Annotated in this window: 1 pseudogene; it reads right to left on the bottom strand. The window is 43.3% G+C overall.

Annotation, left to right across the window (positions count from 1 at the left end):
• A pseudogene (locus EII41_RS13770) lies at positions 1-533 on the bottom strand (IS5/IS1182 family transposase); the annotation flags it as partial.

Genomic DNA, 533 nt, shown 5'->3' with positions numbered 1-533 from the left:
TTGTCTAAGAATGTCTGTACGGCTGTAATGATTTTTCTGCCTTTCTTGCCTGTAGTAATGAGTCCGACTTTGTTCCCAAACTCATACTGTTTGTGGGCCTTACCTTTGGCTATGCAGCGGGTAAAGGGTTTGTGCAGACTGTAAATTTTATCCTTGTCTTCTCGTTTTTGATTTACAACTTGTTTAAGAAGCGAGAACTCGTTTTCGTACAGTCTCTTCTGTTCTTCCTTCATTTTGCGGTCAAGCTCACGCAACAAGGCATTGGCAATTGTTTTCAACCGCCTTTTGGCTTTATTGGCTTTTTTGACACGCTTGGGATGTTTTCCGTTGTAAGTGTCGCGAACCAATTGTTTGCTTTCCCGGGTGTACCGCTGACGCTGGATGATTCCTTCTTTCTTAGCAATCTTATTGCATTGATCAATTACTTTCTTGCACAGCTTGGCATCCGTAGGAAAAGTGATGTGGTTTTCCTGCACGGTGGTGTCCGATAGGACAAACTTGGATTCTTTAGACACTTCTTTGCCGTGCAGACG

The organism is Tannerella forsythia (genome assembly GCF_003860135.1).
In the GTDB taxonomy this organism is placed as follows: domain Bacteria; phylum Bacteroidota; class Bacteroidia; order Bacteroidales; family Tannerellaceae; genus Tannerella; species Tannerella forsythia_A.
Note: the sequence above shows the minus strand (reverse complement) of the source record. Positions and strands in the feature narration are given on the sequence as shown.